We start from the raw sequence: 21,482 nt of genomic DNA, 5'->3' as shown, positions 1-21,482 counted from the left end.
CGATGGTTCGTAAAACGATCCGTTCCATTCCGCAGGAACGGGCTTTCATGCCCGTTCAGGAGCCGGAAGAACGCGCCCGAAATTTCGACGAGGTCGCACTCGGGTTTGATCTCGAAAATGCCATGCTTGAATGCGAGCGGTGCCTGATGTGCCCGCAACCAGCCTGCATCGAGGGATGCCCGGTCAATATTGATGTCCCCGGCTTCATCGCCAAGATGTTGGACAAGGATTACAGGGGTGCCTATGACCATTTGACCAACTCGACGCTGTTGCCTGCTGTCTGTGGCCGTGTCTGTCCGCAGGAAGATCAGTGCGAGGGCGTCTGCGCGGTTGGATCGGGAACCGGACTTGAACCGGTTGCCATCGGCCGTCTTGAACGGTTTCTTGGCGATATGGCGATCAGGGAAGGCTGGACCAAGGAAACGCATATCGAGCCAAACCGCTTTCGCGTGGCAATTGTCGGGTCGGGACCTGCGGGCATGGCGTGCGCTGCCGATTTGGCAAAGGCGGGCTGCAAGGTCACGATTTATGAGGCTTTTCATGTTCCGGGCGGTGTGCTGCGCTATGGCATTCCGGAATTCCGACTTCCAAACGATGTGGTCGACGCGGAGATTTCCAACCTCAAGGCGCTTGGAGTCGATATCCAGTGCAATACGCTTGTGGGACGCCTGTTCACTATCGAACAGATGCTCGACGAGATGGGCTATGATGCGGTCTTTCTGGGAGTTGGGGCCGGTACGCCACACTTCATGGATATTCCGGGAGAAAATCTCAACGGCGTGCTGTCGGCCAATGAATTGCTGACCCGCTGCAACCTGATGCATGCGGACAATTTCCCCAATTTCGACACACCGTTGGGTCTTGGCAAACGGATTGCGGTCATCGGGTCGGGTAACACGGCCATGGATGCGATGCGGGTCTCGCTGCGCCTTGGTGCAGAAGAAGTAAACTGCATCTATCGCCGCAGCGAAGTGGAATGTCCGGCGCGTAAGGAAGAGCTTCACCATGCGCAGGAAGAAGGCATCAATTTCCACTGGCTGACCAATCCGGTTGAAATTCTTGGAGACGAGAAATCCAATGTGCGCGGCATCCGCTGCATCCGCATGGAACTGGGTGAAGCAGATTCGTCCGGTCGCCGGCGGCCACAGCCGATCGAGGGCAGCGAGTTCGATTTCGAAGCGGACACCGTTGTCTATGCCATCGGTACATCGCCCAATCCGATCCTTGGACAGACCTCCTCCATAGGCCTGAACAAATGGGGCTATATCGATACCAATGAGAATCTGGCCACGTCTCTGGCCGGAGTCTATGCGGGCGGCGATATCGTCACCGGTGCGGCAACCGTCATCAAGGCCATGGGGGCTGGACGCAAAGCGGCGGACAGCATTCGCAAATATCTCGGTATCCGCGACAGCGATGTCGTTTATGAACCGGAAAAACCGGGATTTGAAAACAGCCTGTTTGGCATTGACCTTGCCGAACACTGCTTCACACGGATCAGACAAATCTAGGCGGTGCCCGCGGTTTTGTTTCAAAGCTGCGGGTTTTGCCTCAATTCTTTAGGACAAAGCGTTTGAAGACCGGAAGATGGTCAAGCCAGACGCTGCTAGCTGCCGGAGCCAGAGCCATGACAGAGGATGGCATGCAGACTTTCAACAACAATCCAAATGAAAATGACCAAGGACCTATTCCGCCGTCGCCCTCGTTCGGGGGACCTGCGGAGGTCATCGACGAACATATCGTCGAAATCGTCAGTGACTCGGGGGAAGGCGCACAGAGATGTGGCCAGGCCCTTGCCGCGATCGCGGCACGCTCGGGACAGGGCATCTGGACAGTCGAGATCATCCCGGCTGAAATCCAGCCCCCTCATCGTTCCGTTGCCGGGGCCAGTGGCAACCGCGTTCGCATGGCCGCCCACAAGGTGACCAATGTCGGCGACAGGGCCGATCTGGTGATTGCCTTCAACGAGCAGGTTCTGCTCAGCCGTCTTCGCGCCAATGAAATCAAGCCCGGAGCGATCATCCTCATCGAGGATATGTGGAAGACCAACAAGGACCCTGCGATTGCTGAAAATTACGCCAAGGTGACAGCCGAGGTCCGGGCGGCAGGTTTCCAGCTTTTTGAAATCCCGATGGAAGAGGAGTGCCACAAATATGTTCCCGATGCCCGCAAGGGCAAGAACATGTTCGTGCTTGGCATCCTCTGCTCGATCTACAGTCTTGACGAAGGTCTTTCCAGAGCCCAGGTCGAGCTGACCTTCGCCAAGAAGGATCGCAAGATCATCGATGCCAACCTTGAGCTTCTGGATGCGGGCCGCGCCTGGGCGCAAAGCAACCTGGCAATCCGTTACCGGATCCCGGCCGCGCCAATGTCAAAACCGCAGGTGGTGATGAATGGCAACGCGGCGCTGGCGCTCGGGGTTGTCGCTTCGGGCATGGAAGTCTGTGCGATGTATCCCATCACGCCAGCGACATCGGCCTCGCACTATCTCTCCAGCATCTTTGAAAAAGTAGGCTGCGTGGTGCATCAGGCCGAAGACGAAATCTCGGCGGCAACCTTTGCTATCGGAGCCTCCTACGCGGGCAAATGCTCGGTTACGATCACCTCCGGTCCCGGCCTGTCGCTGAAACAGGAAGCGCTCGGACTGGCCGTGATGGCGGAAATTCCTCTCGTCGTCATCAACGTGCAAAGGGGTGGACCCAGCACCGGTCTTCCCACCAAGGTGGAACAGGGCGACATGATGTCTGCGATCTATGGCAGCCATGGCGATGCTCCGAAGATCGTGATGGCAGTCGATTCCATCGAGGATTGCTTCTATTCCGTGATCACGGCTCGCAAGATCGCAGAAACCTTCAATATGGTGGTGGTGATCCTGTCCGACGCGGCCCTTTCAACCGCTCAACAGCCATTTGAACGGCCTCAATTCAATGCCGACTGGCTGGCTCCGCCCGTTAACCAGAGCGCAGTACCCGAAGATGCGCACCCTTACGACTGGGACGAGCGGACGGGCATCGCAACCCGCTTCATCCCCGGCCAGCCCAACGGCATGCATTGCCTGACCGGCCTTGCACACGATCGGGACAGCCATGTTGCCTATGACCCGGAAATCAACGAAGAAGGCTTGCTCAATCGCTCGCGCAAGCTGGCGGCCTTCCAGACGACGCTGCGTCTTGCTCCGGTCTATGGCGGCGATGAAGGCGAGCTTCTGCTGATCGGCTGGGGCAGCACGCGCGGCGCTATCGAGGAAGCGGTGAAAAGCTTGAGGGCACAAGGGCGCAAGGTCTCTTCGCTGCATCTTAAGTTCTTGCAACCAATGGCCTCGGGCATTGACGAGGTGATGAAGCATTTCGACAAGGTCATGACCATTGAAAATAACTGGAATGATCCGAAAGCCGATCCGCTGATCAATCCGTCCAACCGGCGCTATTCCCATCTTGCCATGATGTTGCGTTCGCGCTGGCTGGTCGATGTGGATTGCTGGGGCAATGCACGCGGGCAACCGCTCAAGCCGGGAGCCATTATCGAGGCAGCCTTGAACAAACTGAACGAGAAAAACCAGCAACAGGCGGGAGGGCACTGATATGACTGCTTCCATGAGCCAATGCCTAATGCAAATGGTCCAGACGGACTATCAGATTGCAGATTATCAGAGTGATATTACACCGCGCTGGTGCACGGGGTGTGGCGACAATGCCATCCTTACCGCCATGCAGCGCCTGTGTCGCGATGAACAGTTGCCACCGGAAAAGACCGTTTGTGTCTCCGGTATCGGCTGCGCCTCGCGCCTGCCCCACTATATGAATGCCTATGGCTTCCATGGCATTCACGGTCGCGCCTTGCCGATTGCCGAAGGCATCAAGATCCGCCGGCCAGACCTCAAGGTCTTCGTAACGACCGGTGACGGGGATTGCTGCTCCATCGGGGCAGCCCACTGGCTGCATGCGGTGCGCTACAACATGGACATGACCATGCTGCTGCATGACAACAATGTCTATGGCCTCACCAAGAAGCAGGCCTCCCCGACTTCTCCCAAGGGGCTGAAGAGCAACACCACGCCTTACGGAGCAACGCTCAACCCGATCAATCCGCTCAGCGTAACGCTTGGTATTTCCAATGTGTCCTTTGTGGCGCAGGCGGTCGACTGGGTTCCGGATCTGCTCTATGACATTCTGTCCAAGGCTTATCATCACAAAGGTTTTTCCTTTGTGCGTATTTTGCAGCGCTGCCCCAACTTCATGAACCACCATTTCGATATGGCGGTGCAGGATCCGCTGCGCATGCGCATGCTGACCCATTCGAACGGTTTGCGGCTGAAACCGGAATTGTCGCGGGTCTATAAAAATCAGGAAACCCACGATCCGCTCGATCTCAATCGGGCGCATGCATTGGCGATGCTGGATGAGGAAATCCCGGTCGGGATCCTCTATTCCAATCCGGAAGTTCCCTGCTATGACGAGTTGCGCAGAGGCAAACGCCCCAGCACGCCACAGCTTGTCGAAACCGTTCTTAATGAAGAATTTGACAAGGTCGGCATCTGGCCCGAAGGCCATGATGCTGCCGGAAATGGGGAGTGAGTGATCATGCATGTGGCTCAAGCTTCACAACAAACCCAGGCCCACAACGAAAACTCCACGTCTGCGCCTGATCAGATTTCTCCACTCAGACCAGCTCTTTTTGGCCGCTACAGGGAACTGAACAAGCTTCGGTATGATTTTCCTCTCGTCCTGATCGAGGGTGAAACGGTTGAAACCTATATGCAGCCGCTCAGCCAGATCATCGACGAGGCGCTGAGACAGATCGCACCAAAAGGGCCCGATGGCGAGCAATTGCGTCTACAGGTCCTGCGGCTGGAACAAAGGATGCGGGACAAGGTGGCCGATGGCGCCGAGTTGCCCCTGTCAGAACTCTGGCGGGTCAGCGAAGCAGAATTGGTGGCCGAAAGCGGTCAGGCGGCCTTTGGTCCGCTTGACAGCAACCTTGACAAGGCAAGACGCAAGGTCAAGGTCGACGGCAAGGTCATCGGCTGCGATGAAGTCACGCCAGCCAAGGTCATCGGCCATGTCTGGCAGGCTTTGCACAAGTCTCGCGGGCGGCAATTCCGCAACCGAGTTGACCGGCTCGTTCTCAAGCTCAACGACATTCTGAAATCGGACCATATCAAGTCCGACGAAGCACACAGCCCTGCGGCTCTGTTACAGTCCATGGGACATGATGGTGACAATTCCATCGATTTCTCGGCTCTTAGCGATATTCTGCACCGCGTTCGGCCGGAAGACCGGCTTCCCCTGGATCGGGTTCAGCGGATCAGACATGTGCTGCATGTGCTGCAAACCCAGGCCTTCTTCGGACCGGGGCGTGCGACCTTTTATGATCCGGAAAAGGCGGTTTGCTACAGCTATGTGTTCCGCAGCTCCACTGAAGCGCTTGACGCCTATCGGGATCGCCTGCCTGCGGTCATCGAGTTTACCAAGGCGCTGGCAATCGCGGAAATGGAGGTCGAGAACAAATATGTTCCTGCCCTGCATGATCCGATCTTCGAGAATTTTGATGAAAGCGATCTGACGGAAAGACAGGTGGCCCTGTTGCCTCCGGCCTTGATCCTGCTGCGCGACGGGGTAACGGATTCCGCCGAGATCGCACGCGCCTATGAGGCCTTGGCCTGCGGCCTGCCGATCAAGGTGATGATTCAGGTCGATGATGTGCTCGGCCCGACCTCGCCGGAACCACCCAGAAATTCTTTCGGAGCCGGAACCGGACGTCTTGCATCAATGGCTATGGGGCTCAACAATGCCTTTGCACTGCAATGTACGAGTGCGCATCTGGTACGGATGCAAGATACCCTTGTTCGTGCCATGCAATATGGAGGACCCTCGATGTTCTCCATCTATTCGGGTGCGACAAAGAGTGTGCCGGGTGTCCCCGCCTATATTCTGGCGGCGGCAGCAACAGAAGCCCGGGCCTTCCCGAGTTTCTCCTACGATCCTTCAGCGGGCAGTGACCTGAAAAGCCGGTTCGATCTGTCAAACAATCCGCAAGTGACGTCCGACTGGCCGAACTATGAGGTTCGTTTCGAAGACCAGACCGGTGAGAGACAGGCCGAAAATGTGCAATTCACATTCGGGGATTTCGCGATTTGCGATACCCGATATCAGCGCTTCTGTCAGAAAACCAACAAAAGTCAGTGGAGCGGCGATATGGTGCCCTTCGCAGAATGGCTTCAGGTTTCTGCATCGAGCGAAGCGATCAAGAAAGCCTATGCTCTCGGACTTGATCCGCAGGATCAGCTTTCGCGTGTGGTTGTCGAGGACAAGATCGTCATCGCAGCTCGTCATTGCATGGATGCATGGCATCATTTGCAAGAGCTGGCTGGTATCAACAATTCCCATGCTCTGGCGTTGCTCGCAGAGGACAAGAAAAAGCGGGATGCCGTTCAGGTCCTTCTCACCAGCGAAACCGAGACGCCGAGCCTGCCGGAAGACCAGCCACAAGCTGCCGCCAGTGCTCCCAGCGAGCCTGCCGCAGCGCCAGAAGGGGAGGATGCTGATAGCGGTGAGCTTGAAGACGGTACGCCCTGGATCGAAACCTCTCGCTGCACGACCTGCAACGAATGCCAGCAGATCAATGACAAGCTGTTTGGCTATAACGAGAATATGCAGGCCTTCATTGCCGACCCGGACGCAGGGACTTTCAGGCAACTTGTGGAAGCGGCCGAGAGCTGTCAGGTGAGCATCATTCACCCCGGAGAGCCTCGCAATCCGAACGAGCCGGATCTTGAGGATCTGATCGAAAGGGCGAAGCCATTCCAATAGAGAAGATGTTCTCATTTCCTCCTAAGGGTTTGTTTTTAATGCAAAACCCTTAGGTCTCTTTTCCAAGATCCATATTGATCAGAAGTCGCATTTTACACAAATCGGCTTCTGATTTTTTTTATCCATTTGGTATAGTGTGGCGACTTGTCTCATGGTAACTTGATGCGATTTAAAATATGAATTTTTAATGCATTTTTACAATGTACTAGGCGTTAAGTCGTCTTTTAATCCACACCAACGAACGCTAAATTTTCTGGCATGAAACCGAAGACAACTCTGCTTTGCCGATTTCGTAAGAGGACATCATTCTCCTTGATGGCCCTGGGAATCATGTGGTTGCAGATTATTGGTTTCAGCGCCCATCTGTCGGCTCAGGCAGCTGCCTCGGCCGGCGCGTCCCAGACCAGTGCGTTCTACGGCATGATCTGCTCAGCCCAAGGGCTGATCCAGACCGGTCAGGGCAATGGCGACCAGCCTGTTGCAGACAGCGATATCTGTGCTCTGTGCGCGTTGGGCGCAATGAGTGATGATCAAATTGGCGAGAACCCGAGCACAGGGGTCCAGTCTCAGCCTAAACATCGGGACAACACCAGTCCCTGGACAATTGCCTCGGCCGAACTCAAACAGGGCATCTCGCCCCGTGTTGGGGCCAGCAGAGCCCCTCCTTCTGTCCTTTAAAACCAGAAAATCTCACTTAACCACCGACCAATCGACCACTATGCAGGACCCTGACTGCATCGGGACCAATTTCTCACCTGCTTACGGGTTGATACAGCATCAAAGAGAGCTGTCATGGAACCTATTTATGACGATCTGTTCGTCAATCTCTCGCGCTGGCAATTTGCCGCAACCGCGCTATACCACTTCCTGTTTGTGCCGCTTACCCTCGGCATCACATGGATCCTCGTGATCATGGAATCGGTCTATGTGATGACCGGCAAGGAAATCTACAAGGATATGACCAAATTCTGGGGCAAGTTGTTCGGTATCAACTTTGCTCTGGGGGTTACGACCGGTTTGACCATGGAATTCCAGTTCGGTACCAACTGGTCCTATTACTCGCACTATGTGGGGGACGTATTCGGGGCGCCGCTGGCCATTGAAGGCCTGATGGCCTTCTTCCTTGAATCGACCTTTGTGGGTCTGTTCTTCCTGGGTTGGGACAAGCTGACCAAACGCCAGCATCTGGCGGTGACCTTCTTCACAGCTCTCGGCTCGAACCTGTCTGCCTTGTGGATTCTGGTGGCCAACGGCTGGATGCAGAATCCGGCCGGGTCTGAGTTTTCCGCCGAAACCATGCGCATGGAGATGACCAACTTTGCAGAAGTGGTTCTGAACCCTGTTGCGCAGGTGAAATTCGTTCACACGGTCGCAGCTGGCTATGTCACAGCTTCCATGTTCGTCATCGGCATTTCTGCCTGGTATATCCTGAAGGGCCGCGATCTGGCCTTTGCAAAACGCTCCTTTGCGGTTGCTGCCGGTTTCGGCCTTGCGTCTTCTCTCGCCGTTATCGTTCTGGGTGACGAATCCGGCTACGAGCTTGGCGACGTTCAGAAAGTCAAACTGGCTGCCATCGAAGCGGAATATCACACCGAGGAAGCTCCGGCAGGGTTCAATCTGGTTGGCTGGCCGAATGACAAAGAGAAAAAAGTGGATTTCGCAGTCAAAATCCCTTGGGTCATGGGCCTCATCGCAACGCGTTCGGTCAGTGAAGAAGTCATTGGTCTCACCGAACTGGAAGCAAGGCATGAGACGCGCATTCGCTCCGGCATGATCGCCTATGACTATCTCACCAAGCTGCGCGCTGGCGATAAGTCCGAGGCAACTGTTGCAGCTTTTGAAGAACACAAGGCTGACCTCGGATATGGCCTGATGCTGAAACGCTATACGGACAATCCAACCGAAGCCACCGAGGAAATGATCAAGGCCGCTGCTGCGGATTCCATCCCTTCGGTGCCATATCTGTTCTGGAGCTTCCGCATCATGGTCGGCTTCGGCTTCCTGATGCTGGGTTATTTCGGCCTGTCCTTCTACTATAACGCCAAGGGCGTCATCGAGAACAAACGCTGGCTGCTTACGCTGCTCGTCATCTCGATCCCCGTGCCATGGCTCGCATGCGAACTGGGTTGGTTCGTGGCCGAATATGGCCGCCAGCCCTGGGCGATCGGTGAAGTTTTGCCGACCTTCCTGGCCGCTTCAAGCCTGACAATTGCCGATCTGATTTTCTCGCTTGCTGGCTTCCTTACCTTCTACACCTTCCTGTTGGTCATCGAGATCTATCTGATGTTCAAATTTGCGCGTCTGGGACCAAGCTCTCTGCATACCGGTCGCTATCATCATGAACAATCAGCTAAGTCCTCGCTGGCTCCGGCTGAATAACGACCCACAGATAGGAATGAAACGATGATTATCGACTTTGAAATCCTCAAACTGGCCTGGTGGGCGCTTGTGGGCGTTCTGCTGATAGGCTTTGCCATCACCGATGGCATGGATATGGGCGTGGGCACCTTGCTGCCATTCCTTGGCAAGAATGACTCCGAACGCCGCATCATTATCAACACGGTTGGTCCACACTGGGACGGTAACCAGGTTTGGTTCATCACCGCAGGTGGTGCGATCTTCGCAGCCTGGCCAGCGGTTTATGCGGCAGCTTTCTCCGGCTTCTATCTGGCCATGCTGCTCGTCCTTTTCGCGCTGTTCTTCCGTCCTGTGGGGTTTGACTATCGTTCCAAGATCGAAAATCAAACCTGGCGCAATGCTTGGGACTGGGGTCTGTTTGCCGGTGGCTTCATCCCTGCCCTGATCTTCGGCGTTGCCTTTGGCAACCTGCTGCAAGGCGTGCCTTTCCATCTGGACGAGTTCCTGCGGGTCACCTATGACGCCAAATTCCTGTGGGCATTGCTGCCGCTTCTGAATCCGTTCGCAATTCTTGCCGGTCTCGTCTCGGTTGCGATGCTTGCCGGTCATGGCAGCACCTGGCTTCAGATGCGTGCCGATGAAGTCGTTGCCGCTCGGGCTCGTCAGGTCGGCTTCTATGCCGGGGTGGCAACAGCCGTGCTGTTCACTCTGGCAGGTCTGTGGATCTGGGCAGGCAATTTCGAATATTTCGTCATTGTCAGCCAGCCTGCACTTGATGCCTTGCCGAACCCGCTGGCCAAGGAAGTTGCTCGCGAAGCGGGTGCGCTGTTCAATATCTACAGTGATTACCCGATTGCCCTGCTGGCTCCCGTTCTCGGCATTGTCTGCCCATTGCTGATGGCTTTCATGAGCAAGATCGGCAAGGGCGGATTTGCGTTCCTCTTCAGTGCTCTTGGCATGACCGGGATCATTTCGACCGCAGGTCTTTCGATGTTCCCGTTCATCATGCCATCAACAACGGACTTCAATTCGTCCTTGACGGTTTGGGATGCAACGTCCAGCCACCTGACCCTGACGGTCATGTTCTGGACTGCCATCATCTTTGTGCCAATCGTTCTGCTTTACACCATCTGGTGCTACGCCCGCATGTGGGGCCGCGTTACCGTTGATGAAATCGAAGCTCGCAGCCATTCGGCTTACTGATCTGATAAAGGAGATCTCTCATGTGGTATTTCGCCTGGATCCTCGGTGTAACGGCTGCTCTTGCCATCGCCATCATCAATGTCATGTGGTATGAAGCCCAGGACAGTTATGGTGAAACGGAGTCTTGATAAGCACCGTAGAACTACGATAAGAATGCATGACCGGGTTTTCCCGGTCATGCTGTATTCAGGCCATTTTCGGCGCGTTGACCAAGGACCTTCATGTCCAGCAAAGACATCAAAAGCTTTCTGAAATCCCAATCAAGCAAAGCAAAAAAACCTATCAATCTTTCCATTGCGCTATCTTTTGGCGCAGGGCTGATCCTGATCGCCCAGATGGGCCTTCTGGCCTATATGGTGAATGCGGTTCTGACGCGATCTGTCGGGCTTGAGGACCTTGTTCCGTTCCTCGCCCTTTTGCCCTTTCTGTTTTTCGCAAGAGCAGGCCTTTCCTACCTGTCCGAGCGCCTTGCCCTTGGTGCCGCAATCGATCTCAAGCATCAATTGCGGCAGGAGCTGTTGGCGCGGCTGATTTCCAAAGGCCCCATTCTGGAGCGCGGCAGCGAGACCGCCGTTGGCGATCAGGTGACCATGCTGACCGAAGGCATTGAGGCGATGGAGGGCTATTTCGCCCGCTATATGCCAGCCATGGTGATGACGGTGTTGTTGCCCTTCGCCATTCTTGCGGTCACCCTTACGCGCGATTGGCTGTCTGCGGTGGTGATGCTGGTCACCGCCCCGCTCATTCCCGTCTTCATGATCCTCATCGGCAAGGGAACCGAGAAGCTCAACCAGAAGCAATGGCGCAAGCTGGCGCGGCTTTCGGCCCATTTCCTTGACATGATCCAGGGCCTCACAACCCTCAAGCTGTTCAACGCCTCTCGCCGGGAGGCCGAGACAGTCTCGCGCATGGCCGAGAGCTATCGCCGCACCACGATGAGTGTGTTGCGCGTGGCTTTCCTGTCTTCGCTCGTGCTGGAATTTTTCGCCACCATTTCCATCGCCATCATCGCAGTCTTTATCGGTTTCCGCCTGCTTTATGGCGACATGACCTTTTTTGACGGATTCTATGTGCTGTTGCTGGCACCTGACTTCTACTTGCCCCTGCGCAGTATGGGAACCCATTATCATGCGCGGATGGAAGCGATTGGTGCGGCCGAAAAGATGGTTGCCATCCTGGAAGACGACCCGGAAGGGGAAAACCAGAAGGCGGACGGCGCAAAAGAGATGCCCCATGCCATGCCCATGGGCACGGAGGGCATCGCAATCGATTTTGTCAATGTCGGCCTTGTCTATCCCGATGGGACCAGAGCGCTCGAGGATATTACCTTTTCCATCAAGGCCAATGAGAGCCTTGCACTTGTCGGGCCGTCCGGTGCGGGCAAGAGCACGATCATTGATCTTCTGCTCGGCCTCATCAAACCGACCAGTGGCCAAATTCTGATCAACGGGCTCGACCTTTCGACCCTGCCGGTTGATGCCTGGCGCGGCCAACTCGCTTATGTGCCGCAAAAGCCGACGCTTTTTTCCGGCTCTGTCCTCGACGCCATTCGCTACGGGGCTCCGGACGCGGATTTCGAGCAGGTTGAAGCTGCGGCCCGCGCAGCCCAGGCCCATGACTTCATTTCAGCCCTGCCCGGCGGCTATGATCATAGCCTTTTGGAAAAGGGGGGCGGGCTCTCGGGCGGACAAATCCAGCGGATTGCCATTGCACGGGCTCTTCTGCGCGACGCACCACTGGTATTGCTCGATGAACCATCGGCCCATCTGGACCGTGAAAATGAGGCCAAGCTTCAGAAAGCCCTCGAAACATTGGAGCGGCGAGCGACGACAATCACCATTGCCCACCGCCTGCACACAATTGAAAATGCCAACACGATTCTGGTGCTTGAGCGGGGACGATTGAAGGAAATGGGCAGCCATGGCGAGCTGATGGCGGCAAAGGGTGCGTATGCCGGGCTTGTTAAGGTCGGATTTGAGGCCGCCATTGAGGAGGAAGCCGATGACTGAGATCAGAAAACTGCTTCGCCTCATGCGCCCATGGACCGGTTGGATCTTTCTGGGCGTCCTCCTGTCCCTGATCACGGCTCTCGCCAATGTGACCCTGATGGCCATTTCAGGCTGGTTCATCGCTGCCATGGCACTTGCGGGTCTGGCAGGGGTGACCATGAACTATTTCACGCCCGCAGCGGTCATACGCGCCATGGCGATCACACGCACGGTCGGTCGCTATGCGGAACGGCTGGTCACCCATGAGGCGACCTTGCGTCTGGTCGCCAGTCTCCGACGCTGGTTCTATGACAAGATGGAACCGCTCGCACCCGCCGGGCTGCAAGAATTCAGGAGCGGCGATATTTTTTCTCGCATCGGCGCGGACATCACGACGCTTGAGAATTTCTATCTCCGGGTTCTCGTTCCGGCTCTGGTTGCATTGATCGCGGTGCCGATTTTTGTCGTCTTCACCGGCTATTTCTCGCTCTGGCTGGCCGTGACGTTGATCGTGCTTTACCTCATCAGCGGCATTGCAGTGCCTGCAATGATCCATCACTTCGGACATGAGGCCGCCGAGCAGCAGGTCATCGAAGCGGCCAGCATGCGCGGTCATCTGGTCGAAGGCCAGCAGGCCTTGCGCGAAATGCTGGTTTATGGTCGAGCTGAGGATTATCGCTGCGCCATCAAGGAGCAGTCCGATGCCCTTTGCAAGAGCCAGATGCGGCTGGCCAAATTGCAATCCGCCTCACAAAGTGCACTGATCCTTGCGACAAGCCTTGGCATGTTCGCAGCCTTTCTGGCGGTGGCTCCCCTCATCACGCAAGGCGTCTTTGAGGGACCGATCCTGCCGATGTTGATGCTCTTCACCATGGCAAGCTTTGAAGTCATCGTGCCGCTGCCCGTCGCGGTCCGGGCCCTGGTCGAAACCCGGGTTGCGGCAGGACGTCTGTTCGCACTTGCCGATCAGAGCCCGATCGCTGCGCAGAGTACGGATACTGGAGAAGCGATGCCGCATGCTCCCGTCTGCCCGAGCATCGAGCTGCGCGCTGCCAGCCTCAGCTATGGTGCTGGCTCTCCCTTGGCCTTTGACAAGCTTTCGATGTCCATCGCACCGGCAAGCCGCGTCGCCATCGTCGGGCCGTCGGGCTCTGGCAAATCCAGCCTTATCAATGCTTTGGTTGGCTTCTGGCCGCTTGCCGGGGGTGAGATCCTGATTGACGGTCGGTCGATCAGCTCTTTTTCCGGCGATCAACTGAGAGCCTTCTTTGCAGTCGCTCCCCAGAAGCCGCATTTGTTCAACTCGACGCTTAAGGGCAATCTTCTGGTGGCCAATCCGGATGCGTCGGAAGACGATCTCATGCGGGTGATTGATCAGGTACAACTGACCGACTTCGTTGCATCCCAACCCAAAGGCCTTGAAAGCTTCGTTGGGGAGGCAGGGGGGACTCTTTCGGGCGGACAGCTCAGACGCCTGTCCATTGCCCGTGCACTGCTCTCCCCGGCCCCTGTCCTCATTCTGGACGAACCGGGAGAGGGGCTCGACCCGCAAATGGAGCAGGCCATACTGGATCGGATCATGACCGAGGAAAGCGGCAGAAGCATTCTTCTGATCACGCACAACAGGACGGGCCTGAAAGAAATGGACCAGATTGTCAACGTGTCTGCCGCTTGAAGGCACCGAGCCTGAGGGATCTTCTGTCAGCCCAGCAAGTCGGGATGATCACTCAGAATATGCTGAATGCCATTTGAGAGAAGATAGCGCGCACGTGCAGGGTCATTGATGGTCGCAGCACCAAATTCCACGTGGGAATTGCGGATGCGCTCAAGGCCTTCCTCATCGCCAAAGGCTTCCTGAATGTGGATTATATGCGCGCCCACTTCCTCGGCCATCCCATCGGGATCGTCCGGTACGATGACCCGCGCAAAAGCGCGGCGAATCTCGGGCCAGTTCTTCTTGGCACGCTTGATGACCCGTTCGGAAAAGCCCGAGAGCATCAGCCGGTTCGGGTTGCCAGACCAGAGCTTTTGCATGCGGGAACATACGGCGTCGGTGAGCTTTTCCTCATTACCCGGCAATTCCTTGATTTCCAGCTGCAAATTCAGATCGAGACGCTCGATCTCGGCGATGAACTCATCAAGAGACGGAAGGAAATAGGGGCCATCCTCTCTGGGGCCCTTGAATGCGGCGCTGGCGTCCAGCTTCTGAAGATCTTCCAGTGTGTGCAGGGCCACAAAGCCCGATCCGTTGGTGGTGCGGTTGACGGTGTCGTCATGGATGATCACCAGCCCCCCGTCTTTTGTCAGTTGAACATCGGTCTCGATCCATTTGGCACCCAGTTCTGCCGCTTTGCGAACGGCCTGCAAGGTGTTTTCAGGGCAGAGAGCCGAGGCTCCCCGGTGGGCAATAAGGGGTGCATTGACATGCGGATCTTGAACCGTCATTTTCTTGTCTCCAATTGAGGTAGAGAATTGTCTGGCACGCTTGCCAGATCACTTAGCCTGTTTGCTGAGCCTGTTTGCTGAGCCTGTTTTCCGGACGTGTTTGCCGGACCTGATCGCAAGAAGGCGGACGCCCGCCCCCTTGCCTGTCAGCGCGTCCTAGCGTTCGAGAACAACATTCTCGATGAAGGTTTCTTCCACTTTCTTGCGGAATGGGTTGGCGCCCCAAGGGGTGCGATATTTACGCTGTTCGTTCGGAACCAGAGCGTAGCTGTCATCTGCTTTGCTGTGCATTGGGGCGGTGCCGAAATCCTTGTTGAACATGGACTGGACATCAGCCGACGCGAGCCAATCGGACAGAACCAGACCGGCAGCCGGATGGGGTGCATTCACAGGGATGCCAATGGCATTGCCGCCACCATTCATCCCCATCTCGGGAATATAGAATTTGATTTCCTTACGGACTTCACCCCGTTTTTGCAAACCAGCAAGATGGTCTTCCCATGCAGCGGTCATCGACAATTCGCCATCGGAAACGCGCGTGATGGAATCAACGTTGGAAGCGGTGATGATGTAGTCTTCGGCATATTTGTTGAAGAAATCAAAACCGGGTTGCAGGCCTTCGACCTTTGCGTCAGTGACTTCACCATCGTAGAAATCAACATCGGTCAGAACCCGCAGCATATTCTGATAGAAGGATGGACCCGAGCCACCTTTTTCATAATTAAAACCGAATTTGCCAGGATTTTCCTGCCAGAATTTTGCAAAATCTTCTGGGGTCTGAGGCAGGGCGGAAACGTCGACCTTGGCCGGATCATAAGCGATACCGGTCTGGTTGCCCCACCATGCGGCAACAACACCCATACCATCAATGCCTACCAGTTCCCAGGTGCGGCCATCGTCTGCGGGCAGAAGATCACGCATAGGGTAGAAGAGTTTGGTGGCGTCCATGTCAGGCACACGGTCAAAGCCGAAGGCAAGAACGTCGATGTCGCCGGTTTCACGGGCCTTGTCTGCCAGCATCTTGTCCAGATTGCTGTCATGCGTGCCCGTCGGGATGTTGACCTTGATACCGTATTTTTCTTCAAACGGCTTGACGAATTCGCGGAAATTGTCCTGGAAATACCAGACATACCAGTTTACTTCGCCTTCCTTTTTCGCTTCGGCGACAATGTCTTCCCAGCTTTTGCCAGAGAAGTCAGCGGCCTGTGCTGTGAAGGTCAGAGCGCTCAGAGCTGTTGCCGCCAGTGCAAATTTCTTGAACATGTGTTTCTCCTTAGGTTGATCCATTGGGCCACCCCGACATTGCCGGAAAGGCTAAATTTCTTGGTTTGCGCATTTCCCGGATCCCCGAATGCCGGAACTGACGGGTGGGAGCGCGCATCTTCACGCCATGCCCTTGCCTGAATTCATGCTCGGGTTTGCCGACTTGAGCAGTTTTTCCAGCAGCAGCATGAGCAGGACATTGGGAACAACGAGAATTAGGGAAAGAACCGCCGCATTGGGACGGATGAAATCCTGGCCGAGAGCCGAATAGAGCAGCGTCGGAACCGTAACAAAACTGGGCGAGCCGACAATGAAGGCAACCGCGAATTCCTCGATGGAATAGATGAAAACGATCAGCAGGGAGGCCATGATGCCGGGTCTTAGTGCGGGCAGATAGGCAACCTTCCAGCGCGACCAGTGCGACGCCCCAAGATCGCGTGCCGCATCGATGTGATCCTGACGGACATTCTCGAAGCAGACGGTCAGGATGCGGATGGCAAAGGGCAGAAACAGGATCGCATGAGCAAACAGGATCGCGCCGAACCGCCAGGCGGAAAGTCCAAGCTGGATCAACAGGGAGGTGAAGAAAATGGAGGTCACGAAGCTTGGTACAACCAGCGGCAGAAGTGCGATCATCTTGACCACTTCCCGGCCCGGAAAGGCGATCCGGCCCAGTGCATAGGAGGTGGGCCAGGCCAGAAGGAGCGAAAGGATCGCCGCGCTCGGTGCCAACCGGTAGGAATTGAACAGAGCCTCTTTCAGTGCCGAATTTTCCCACATATAGCTCCAACGGGCAAAAGACATCACGGGAGGCAGAAGATTGTCAGCTGTCCAGGGTACAGACGGGTCGACCAGCGACCACAGAATGGCCATAGCGAACGGGATGACAAGCCAGACGAAGCAGACGGCCAGAAGGAAGGTCATCAGCAGGCGGTTGATCATTTGCCGGGTCATTTGAAGCGGCCTCCCTTGACGATGAAACGAACCACAATAGCCAGCAGGGCCGAGCCGAACAGGGCGCATATCATCAGCGTGGAGCCGACGACCGCGGCATCATGCCAACGCCCATTGCCTTTGAAAAACACCATCAACTGCGCCAGCGATTGCCGGTTTGTGGGGCCGGCAATGGTCTGGAAGGAAAAGTCCGCCACCGCGCCGATGAAGATGATCACGAGGGCGGCCTGCATGGCGGAAATGGTCAGGGGCGCAATCACCTTGCGGAAGCGGGAGAAGCTGTGCGCCCCGAGATCGCGGGCCGCATCCAGCACATCATCGGAAATGCTCTGTACCGAACCGGTCAGGATGAGCAGCGCGAAAGGCATGTTCTTCCAGACCTGCAAAACCAGAATCCCAATGGCACCCTTGTCATTCTGCATGGTCCTGGGAGCATCCCAGAAGCCGATCCATTGCATGAACTGGTTGACGATGCCGTGATAGGCAATGACATTGACAAACAGGAAGGCCGCCACAAGACCATGCACCAGCAGAGGGGCCTTGAGAATGGCACCAATGGCGATTGAACCGGAGAAGGGTTTCCGCAGCCATATGGCAATCGGGTAGGCGAGCGCGACAGAAAGCAAGGCGCTCCAGAAGCCGATATAAAGGGAGTAATTGACCGACCGCATATAGAGCTTGCGCCCCAGCATCTTGGTCCAGTAGGCGATGGTCAACTGATCCTCACCGCCAAGATTGTAAAGCCCGAAGGACTGGGCGATGGCGATGTAGACCACGGTGCCGATGAGGAGTACGATCAACCCTATGCCCGGCGTCAGAAGCAGGATGGTCTTGATCCAGTCTTTCGCTTTCATGCTTTCGCCTCCAGCAAAATGATCCCCTCCGGAGCGATACGGAAGGTGATTTCGTCACCGGGATGAATGCTCGCGTCCTGAACCTGAAGGCGGAAGCTCATGCCTTCTGCCTCAAAGAAGAGATCGGTAAAGCCACCCTGAAAGGACCGGTCGCGCACCGTTGCCTTGATGAGATTGTCCTTTGGTTCGGCAAGTTCGGCCGGGGAAAACAGCTCTATTCTTTCCGGACGCCAGCAGGTCCTGATCTCGCTTGCAACAGGGGCCTTGTCAGATGCTACGAGCAGCTTGCCAATCGGCGTTTCCAGGAACCAGTGCGTGTCGTCTTTCTGCTCGATGACTTCGGCATCCATGATGTTGGCGTTGCCGATGAAGTCGGCCACAAAGCTCGTCGCCGGTCTGCTATAAAGATCCTCTGGCGTCGCCAGTTGTTCCATCGAACCCTTGTTCATCACCAGAACCCGATCCGACAGGGCCAAGGCTTCAGACTGGTCATGGGTGACGTAAATCGCGGTAAGGCCATAGTCCTGTTGAATCCGGCGGATTTCCAGGCGGACGCTATCTCGCAGTTTGGCATCAAGGTTGGAAAGCGGCTCGTCAAACAGGATGACGCTTGGGCGCATCACAAGAGCACGTCCGAGTGCCACCCTCTGTTGCTGGCCACCAGACAACTCATTGGGAAGCTTTTCAAGCTGGCTGCCCAGATCGAGATGATGCACGATGTCATCAAGCCGGTTTTTGCGTTCTTCGCGGGAAACCCGATTTTCCTTGAGCCCGAACTCGAGATTCTCGCGCACATCAAGGTGGGGAAACAGCGCGTAGGACTGAAAGCACATTGCGGTGTCGCGGCTTTCAGGCGGTGCCTTGGTGATGTCCTGACCATTGAGCGAAATGGTGCCCTTTGTCGGTTCAAAGAAACCGGAAATCAGTTTGAGCAGAGTTGTCTTGCCACAGCCTGAAGGCCCCAGAAGCGTCAAGAACTCTCCCTTTTCGACCGTCAGATCGAGCGCTTGAACGGCAACAAAGTCGTCAAAGCGTTTTTCCAAACCGTGTAATTCAATGGCTTTCATATCCGCGCCCCGTGGTGGCTGTTTCTTCCCAAAGCCATTCTTGTGCTGATGGCTGTTTTGTTGCGTTTTCCAAATTCTTGCACTTTATTACTCTCCGTGTGTAATATTTTTGTGACAACTCACACGACAATTGTCTAACGACACATATCCGATTTATGAAAGTGAGGCCCAACACTGCCTATTTTGCCAATGTGAGACATCCCGACAAGCCATTCACAGACAAGATCTGACGTTTCAGCATAGCTATTGCGACTGGTTCAACGCCACCAAATCGTGTATGTCTTGGACTCGTTTCAAGGATTGATTGAATTCATTAATGAGCACTTCGTCTTCGATTCCGGTTGCCAATCTGTCTCTGCTTTCAAGCGAGAGGGAGATTTTGCGTATTGTTCACGCGCGGGAGACAATTTCACGTGCCGACATCACAAAGCATACGCATCTGGCACAGCAATCGGTGCATCGACTGGTCGAAGGGCTGATCGAAAAAGAGTTGTTTTCGCCAACCGAACCCGTGATCCGGGGGCGAGGAAAACCGAGCCCTCAAATCACGATCAATCCCGAACGCTATGTCGCTTTGGGCGTTGGCCTGTCGACCAGCAACATCGATCTGTCCGGGGTCGATCTGAATGGCCACCTCATTTTTTCCGATGTCATTGATGTTGATCCCGGCGATTGCCAGGCGGTGGCAAGCGCGGTGGGCGAGGCGGCGGAACAGAAGTTCCTGGAGCCCCCCCTCAAAGATCGTCAGGCCATCGGGATTGGCGTCTCGGTGCAAGGATATCGCAAAGGCAACCCCAACCGGTACGGTACGCCCGATCCGATCACCAGCTGGACCAATCAGCCCATCGACACGCTTTTTGCCGATGCAACCGGCTTGCCTGCCTTCACGGAGAACAATGCCAACTGCTGCGCCATTGCGGAATATTACTGCGGCGGGGGCACGGATCTGGATTGCTTTGCCTATCTGTCCTTCAACATGGGCCTTGGCGGGGGGCTGCTTTATATGGGGCAACCTTTTTTCGGTGGACATGGCAATGCCGGCGAGTTGACCCGAACCTATGTGGAGGGGGATAGAAAGCATCGCCCCGCACTGGGCGAATTGCTCGAACGGCTCAGAGACAATGGCATCAAAGTGGATACCGTACATGATCTGGCCAGCCGGTTCGATGCCGACTGGCCCGGTGTGGCCGAATGGGTTGAGGAGGTAACTCCGGCGCTCAACATATTGATCCGGGCGCTTACCTCGATTGCAGATCCGTGTGCAATCTTTTTCGGCGGCGAGGCACCTACCGCCTTGCGCAAGATGCTGATTGAGGCCGGGCGGGTTCCCGATGAAGATGGCCCTCCCTCTCCTCGCCTTGCCTTGAGTGCGATCGAGGGCGATGCCTCCTCGATCGGAGCGGCCATCTTGCCGCTCCAACGGATGATCTATTAGCGGGCTTCTTGCTCTAGCCGATGGGAACCAGATGATTGTCCCACTGATAGGGATGGGTCACGCGGGTCCGGTCCATCTGCATTCCGGCCACCTCCTCTGACAGACAGACGATTCCGGCACCGCTTGTTCTGGCCAGCTTGCCGTTGCGCATGGCAAGGCCACACACATCCGTCTCGCGGACCGCGCCCAGAAACTCGCCGGTTTCCGTGTCAAACTGATGCACGACCCCTCCCCTCGGCGAGGAGGCGGCCAGCAATCTCCGGCTTGTGTCAATGGCCACACTGCCGACATAGCCTTGCAATTGACGCTGCTGGTCGTCCGGAGCCTCCAGCAACGTGACTTGACCACCCAGCTTGTGCAGGCCCAGAAGAGGCGGGCTGTTGAGGACATCTCCCTGCCACTGCATGGCGAAAGCCACCATTCCGTCTTCGCCGAGGCTCAAATGCCGGATGGAATTCTTGTGCATGGCCTGAGGAAGTTCCACTTTCTCGACCAGCCTGCCATCAAGCGTGACATAAGCAAGGCTCGGCTGCATGGTGGGAATGTTGAGCTTTTCCCGACCACTGTCCGGGTGTGTCTCAATGCCGCCATTGGCAATGACAAAATGCTTGTTGTCTGGCAGAAGCTTGATGTCATGGGGGCCGACACCGTGGGACGCAAATTCTCCAAGCCGCGTGTAGCCTTTGTCCGCCTGCCAGATGCCGATGACGCCGCGCGCTGTTTCATAATCATTTTCTGCCGTATAGAGCAGGCGGCCATCTTCGGAAAATGCCCCGTGACCATAGAAATGCCGCCCCTCTGGCGCTTCCAGGACCGACAATGTCTCTCCGGTCCGGCAATCAAGCGCCATGGCAAAATTGCCCGGGCGTCGCGCAAAAGCGACTGCCTCGGGACGCTCAGGATGGGCCGCAGCGGCATGGCCGCGACCGGGAAGAGCAATCTCGAAGATGGCCCGCCCCTTCTCTGAAATCCCGAATAGGGCATAGTGACCGTCCGGTTTGCGAGCCGCCGACAAAAAGGCGGGGCTCCCCGCATCAGCCCAGGTGACAGAAGGGCAGAGGCCAATTGCAAACAGGCCTTTCATGAATGAGCGACGATCTGGCATA

At 56.0% G+C, this 21,482-nt stretch carries 17 protein-coding genes; 11 read left to right on the top strand and 6 right to left on the bottom strand.

Translation table 11 applies throughout. The features are described 5' to 3' along the window. Positions 1 to 2 precede the first annotated feature (2 nt). The 10 genes from gltA (at position 3) to cydC (ending at position 14,033) form a co-directional block, all read left to right on the top strand. Complete coding sequence (gene gltA / locus ACHZB8_RS02660; protein ID WP_316858517.1) at positions 3 to 1,511, top strand: NADPH-dependent glutamate synthase; 1,509 nt, start codon at positions 3 to 5, stop codon at positions 1,509 to 1,511. 62 nt (positions 1,512 to 1,573) lie between these two features. After that, positions 1,574 to 3,580, top strand: coding sequence for a 2-oxoacid:acceptor oxidoreductase subunit alpha (locus tag ACHZB8_RS02655; RefSeq protein WP_316858515.1), 2,007 nt, complete (start codon positions 1,574 to 1,576; stop codon positions 3,578 to 3,580). Position 3,581: 1 nt separating this feature from the next. Continuing rightward, positions 3,582 to 4,574, top strand: coding sequence for a thiamine pyrophosphate-dependent enzyme (locus ACHZB8_RS02650; RefSeq protein WP_316858513.1), 993 nt, complete (start codon positions 3,582 to 3,584; stop codon positions 4,572 to 4,574). 6 nt (positions 4,575 to 4,580) lie between these two features. Continuing rightward, entirely contained in the window at positions 4,581 to 6,809 is a 2,229-nt protein-coding gene (locus ACHZB8_RS02645) for a ferredoxin (RefSeq protein ID WP_316858512.1), read from the top strand. 315 nt (positions 6,810 to 7,124) lie between these two features. Continuing rightward, positions 7,125 to 7,487, top strand: a complete 363-nt coding sequence (locus ACHZB8_RS02640) for a hypothetical protein (protein ID WP_316858510.1) — start codon at positions 7,125 to 7,127, stop codon at positions 7,485 to 7,487. A gap of 114 nt (positions 7,488 to 7,601) precedes the next feature. Continuing rightward, positions 7,602 to 9,188, top strand: coding sequence for a cytochrome ubiquinol oxidase subunit I (locus ACHZB8_RS02635; RefSeq protein ID WP_316858509.1), 1,587 nt, complete (start codon positions 7,602 to 7,604; stop codon positions 9,186 to 9,188). Between the two features lie 24 nt (positions 9,189 to 9,212). Continuing rightward, positions 9,213 to 10,370 (top strand): cytochrome d ubiquinol oxidase subunit II, encoded by a 1,158-nt coding sequence (gene cydB / locus ACHZB8_RS02630; protein WP_316858508.1) that lies wholly within the window; start codon positions 9,213 to 9,215, stop codon positions 10,368 to 10,370. Positions 10,371 to 10,390: 20 nt separating this feature from the next. Further along, positions 10,391 to 10,498 carry a cytochrome bd-I oxidase subunit CydX gene (cydX, locus tag ACHZB8_RS02625; RefSeq protein ID WP_316858507.1) on the top strand — a complete coding sequence of 36 codons (108 nt, stop codon included), beginning with the start codon at positions 10,391 to 10,393 and terminating at the stop codon, positions 10,496 to 10,498. Between the two features lie 93 nt (positions 10,499 to 10,591). Further along, positions 10,592 to 12,379: a thiol reductant ABC exporter subunit CydD gene (gene cydD, locus ACHZB8_RS02620; RefSeq protein ID WP_316858506.1), complete on the top strand. Its 1,788-nt coding sequence runs from the start codon at positions 10,592 to 10,594 to the stop codon at positions 12,377 to 12,379. Further along, positions 12,372 to 14,033, top strand: a complete 1,662-nt coding sequence (gene cydC, locus ACHZB8_RS02615) for a thiol reductant ABC exporter subunit CydC (RefSeq protein ID WP_316858505.1) — start codon at positions 12,372 to 12,374, stop codon at positions 14,031 to 14,033. Before cydD ends, cydC begins: the two co-directional genes overlap by 8 nt. A 26-nt stretch (positions 14,034 to 14,059) precedes the next feature. Here cydC and ACHZB8_RS02610 read toward each other — a convergent pair whose 3' ends face one another. The 5 genes from ACHZB8_RS02610 to ACHZB8_RS02590 form a co-directional block, all read right to left on the bottom strand. Beyond that, positions 14,060 to 14,803 (bottom strand): glycerophosphodiester phosphodiesterase family protein, encoded by a 744-nt coding sequence (locus ACHZB8_RS02610; protein ID WP_316858503.1) that lies wholly within the window; start codon positions 14,801 to 14,803, stop codon positions 14,060 to 14,062. Between the two features lie 156 nt (positions 14,804 to 14,959). Next, positions 14,960 to 16,066 (bottom strand): extracellular solute-binding protein, encoded by a 1,107-nt coding sequence (locus tag ACHZB8_RS02605; RefSeq protein ID WP_316858502.1) that lies wholly within the window; start codon positions 16,064 to 16,066, stop codon positions 14,960 to 14,962. Positions 16,067 to 16,186: 120 nt separating this feature from the next. Next, complete coding sequence (locus ACHZB8_RS02600; RefSeq protein ID WP_316858501.1) at positions 16,187 to 17,020, bottom strand: ABC transporter permease subunit; 834 nt, start codon at positions 17,018 to 17,020, stop codon at positions 16,187 to 16,189. After that, on the bottom strand, positions 17,017 to 17,874 hold the full coding sequence (locus ACHZB8_RS02595; protein ID WP_316858500.1) for an ABC transporter permease subunit: 858 nt from the start codon (positions 17,872 to 17,874) through the stop codon (positions 17,017 to 17,019). The genes ACHZB8_RS02600 and ACHZB8_RS02595 overlap by 4 nt, the downstream gene beginning before the upstream one ends. After that, positions 17,871 to 18,941 (bottom strand): ABC transporter ATP-binding protein, encoded by a 1,071-nt coding sequence (locus ACHZB8_RS02590; RefSeq protein ID WP_316858498.1) that lies wholly within the window; start codon positions 18,939 to 18,941, stop codon positions 17,871 to 17,873. The genes ACHZB8_RS02595 and ACHZB8_RS02590 overlap by 4 nt, the downstream gene beginning before the upstream one ends. Before the next feature lie 316 nt (positions 18,942 to 19,257). Between ACHZB8_RS02590 and ACHZB8_RS02585 the strand changes: the two genes are divergently transcribed. Continuing rightward, the gene (locus tag ACHZB8_RS02585) at positions 19,258 to 20,376 is read left to right on the top strand and encodes an ROK family transcriptional regulator (RefSeq protein WP_316858497.1); all 1,119 of its coding nucleotides are present in this window, start codon (positions 19,258 to 19,260) and stop codon (positions 20,374 to 20,376) included. A 13-nt stretch (positions 20,377 to 20,389) separates the two neighbouring features. Here the strand turns inward: ACHZB8_RS02585 and ACHZB8_RS02580 are convergent, their stop codons facing one another. After that, positions 20,390 to 21,481, bottom strand: coding sequence for a DUF1513 domain-containing protein (locus ACHZB8_RS02580; RefSeq protein WP_316858495.1), 1,092 nt, complete (start codon positions 21,479 to 21,481; stop codon positions 20,390 to 20,392). Position 21,482 lies beyond the last annotated feature (1 nt).

Origin of the sequence: uncultured Cohaesibacter sp. (assembly GCF_963556055.3) — a bacterium.
GTDB lineage: Bacteria > Pseudomonadota > Alphaproteobacteria > Rhizobiales > Cohaesibacteraceae > Cohaesibacter.
The sequence above is the reverse complement of the archived record's forward strand: the minus strand, read 5'-3'. Positions and strand labels throughout refer to the sequence as shown.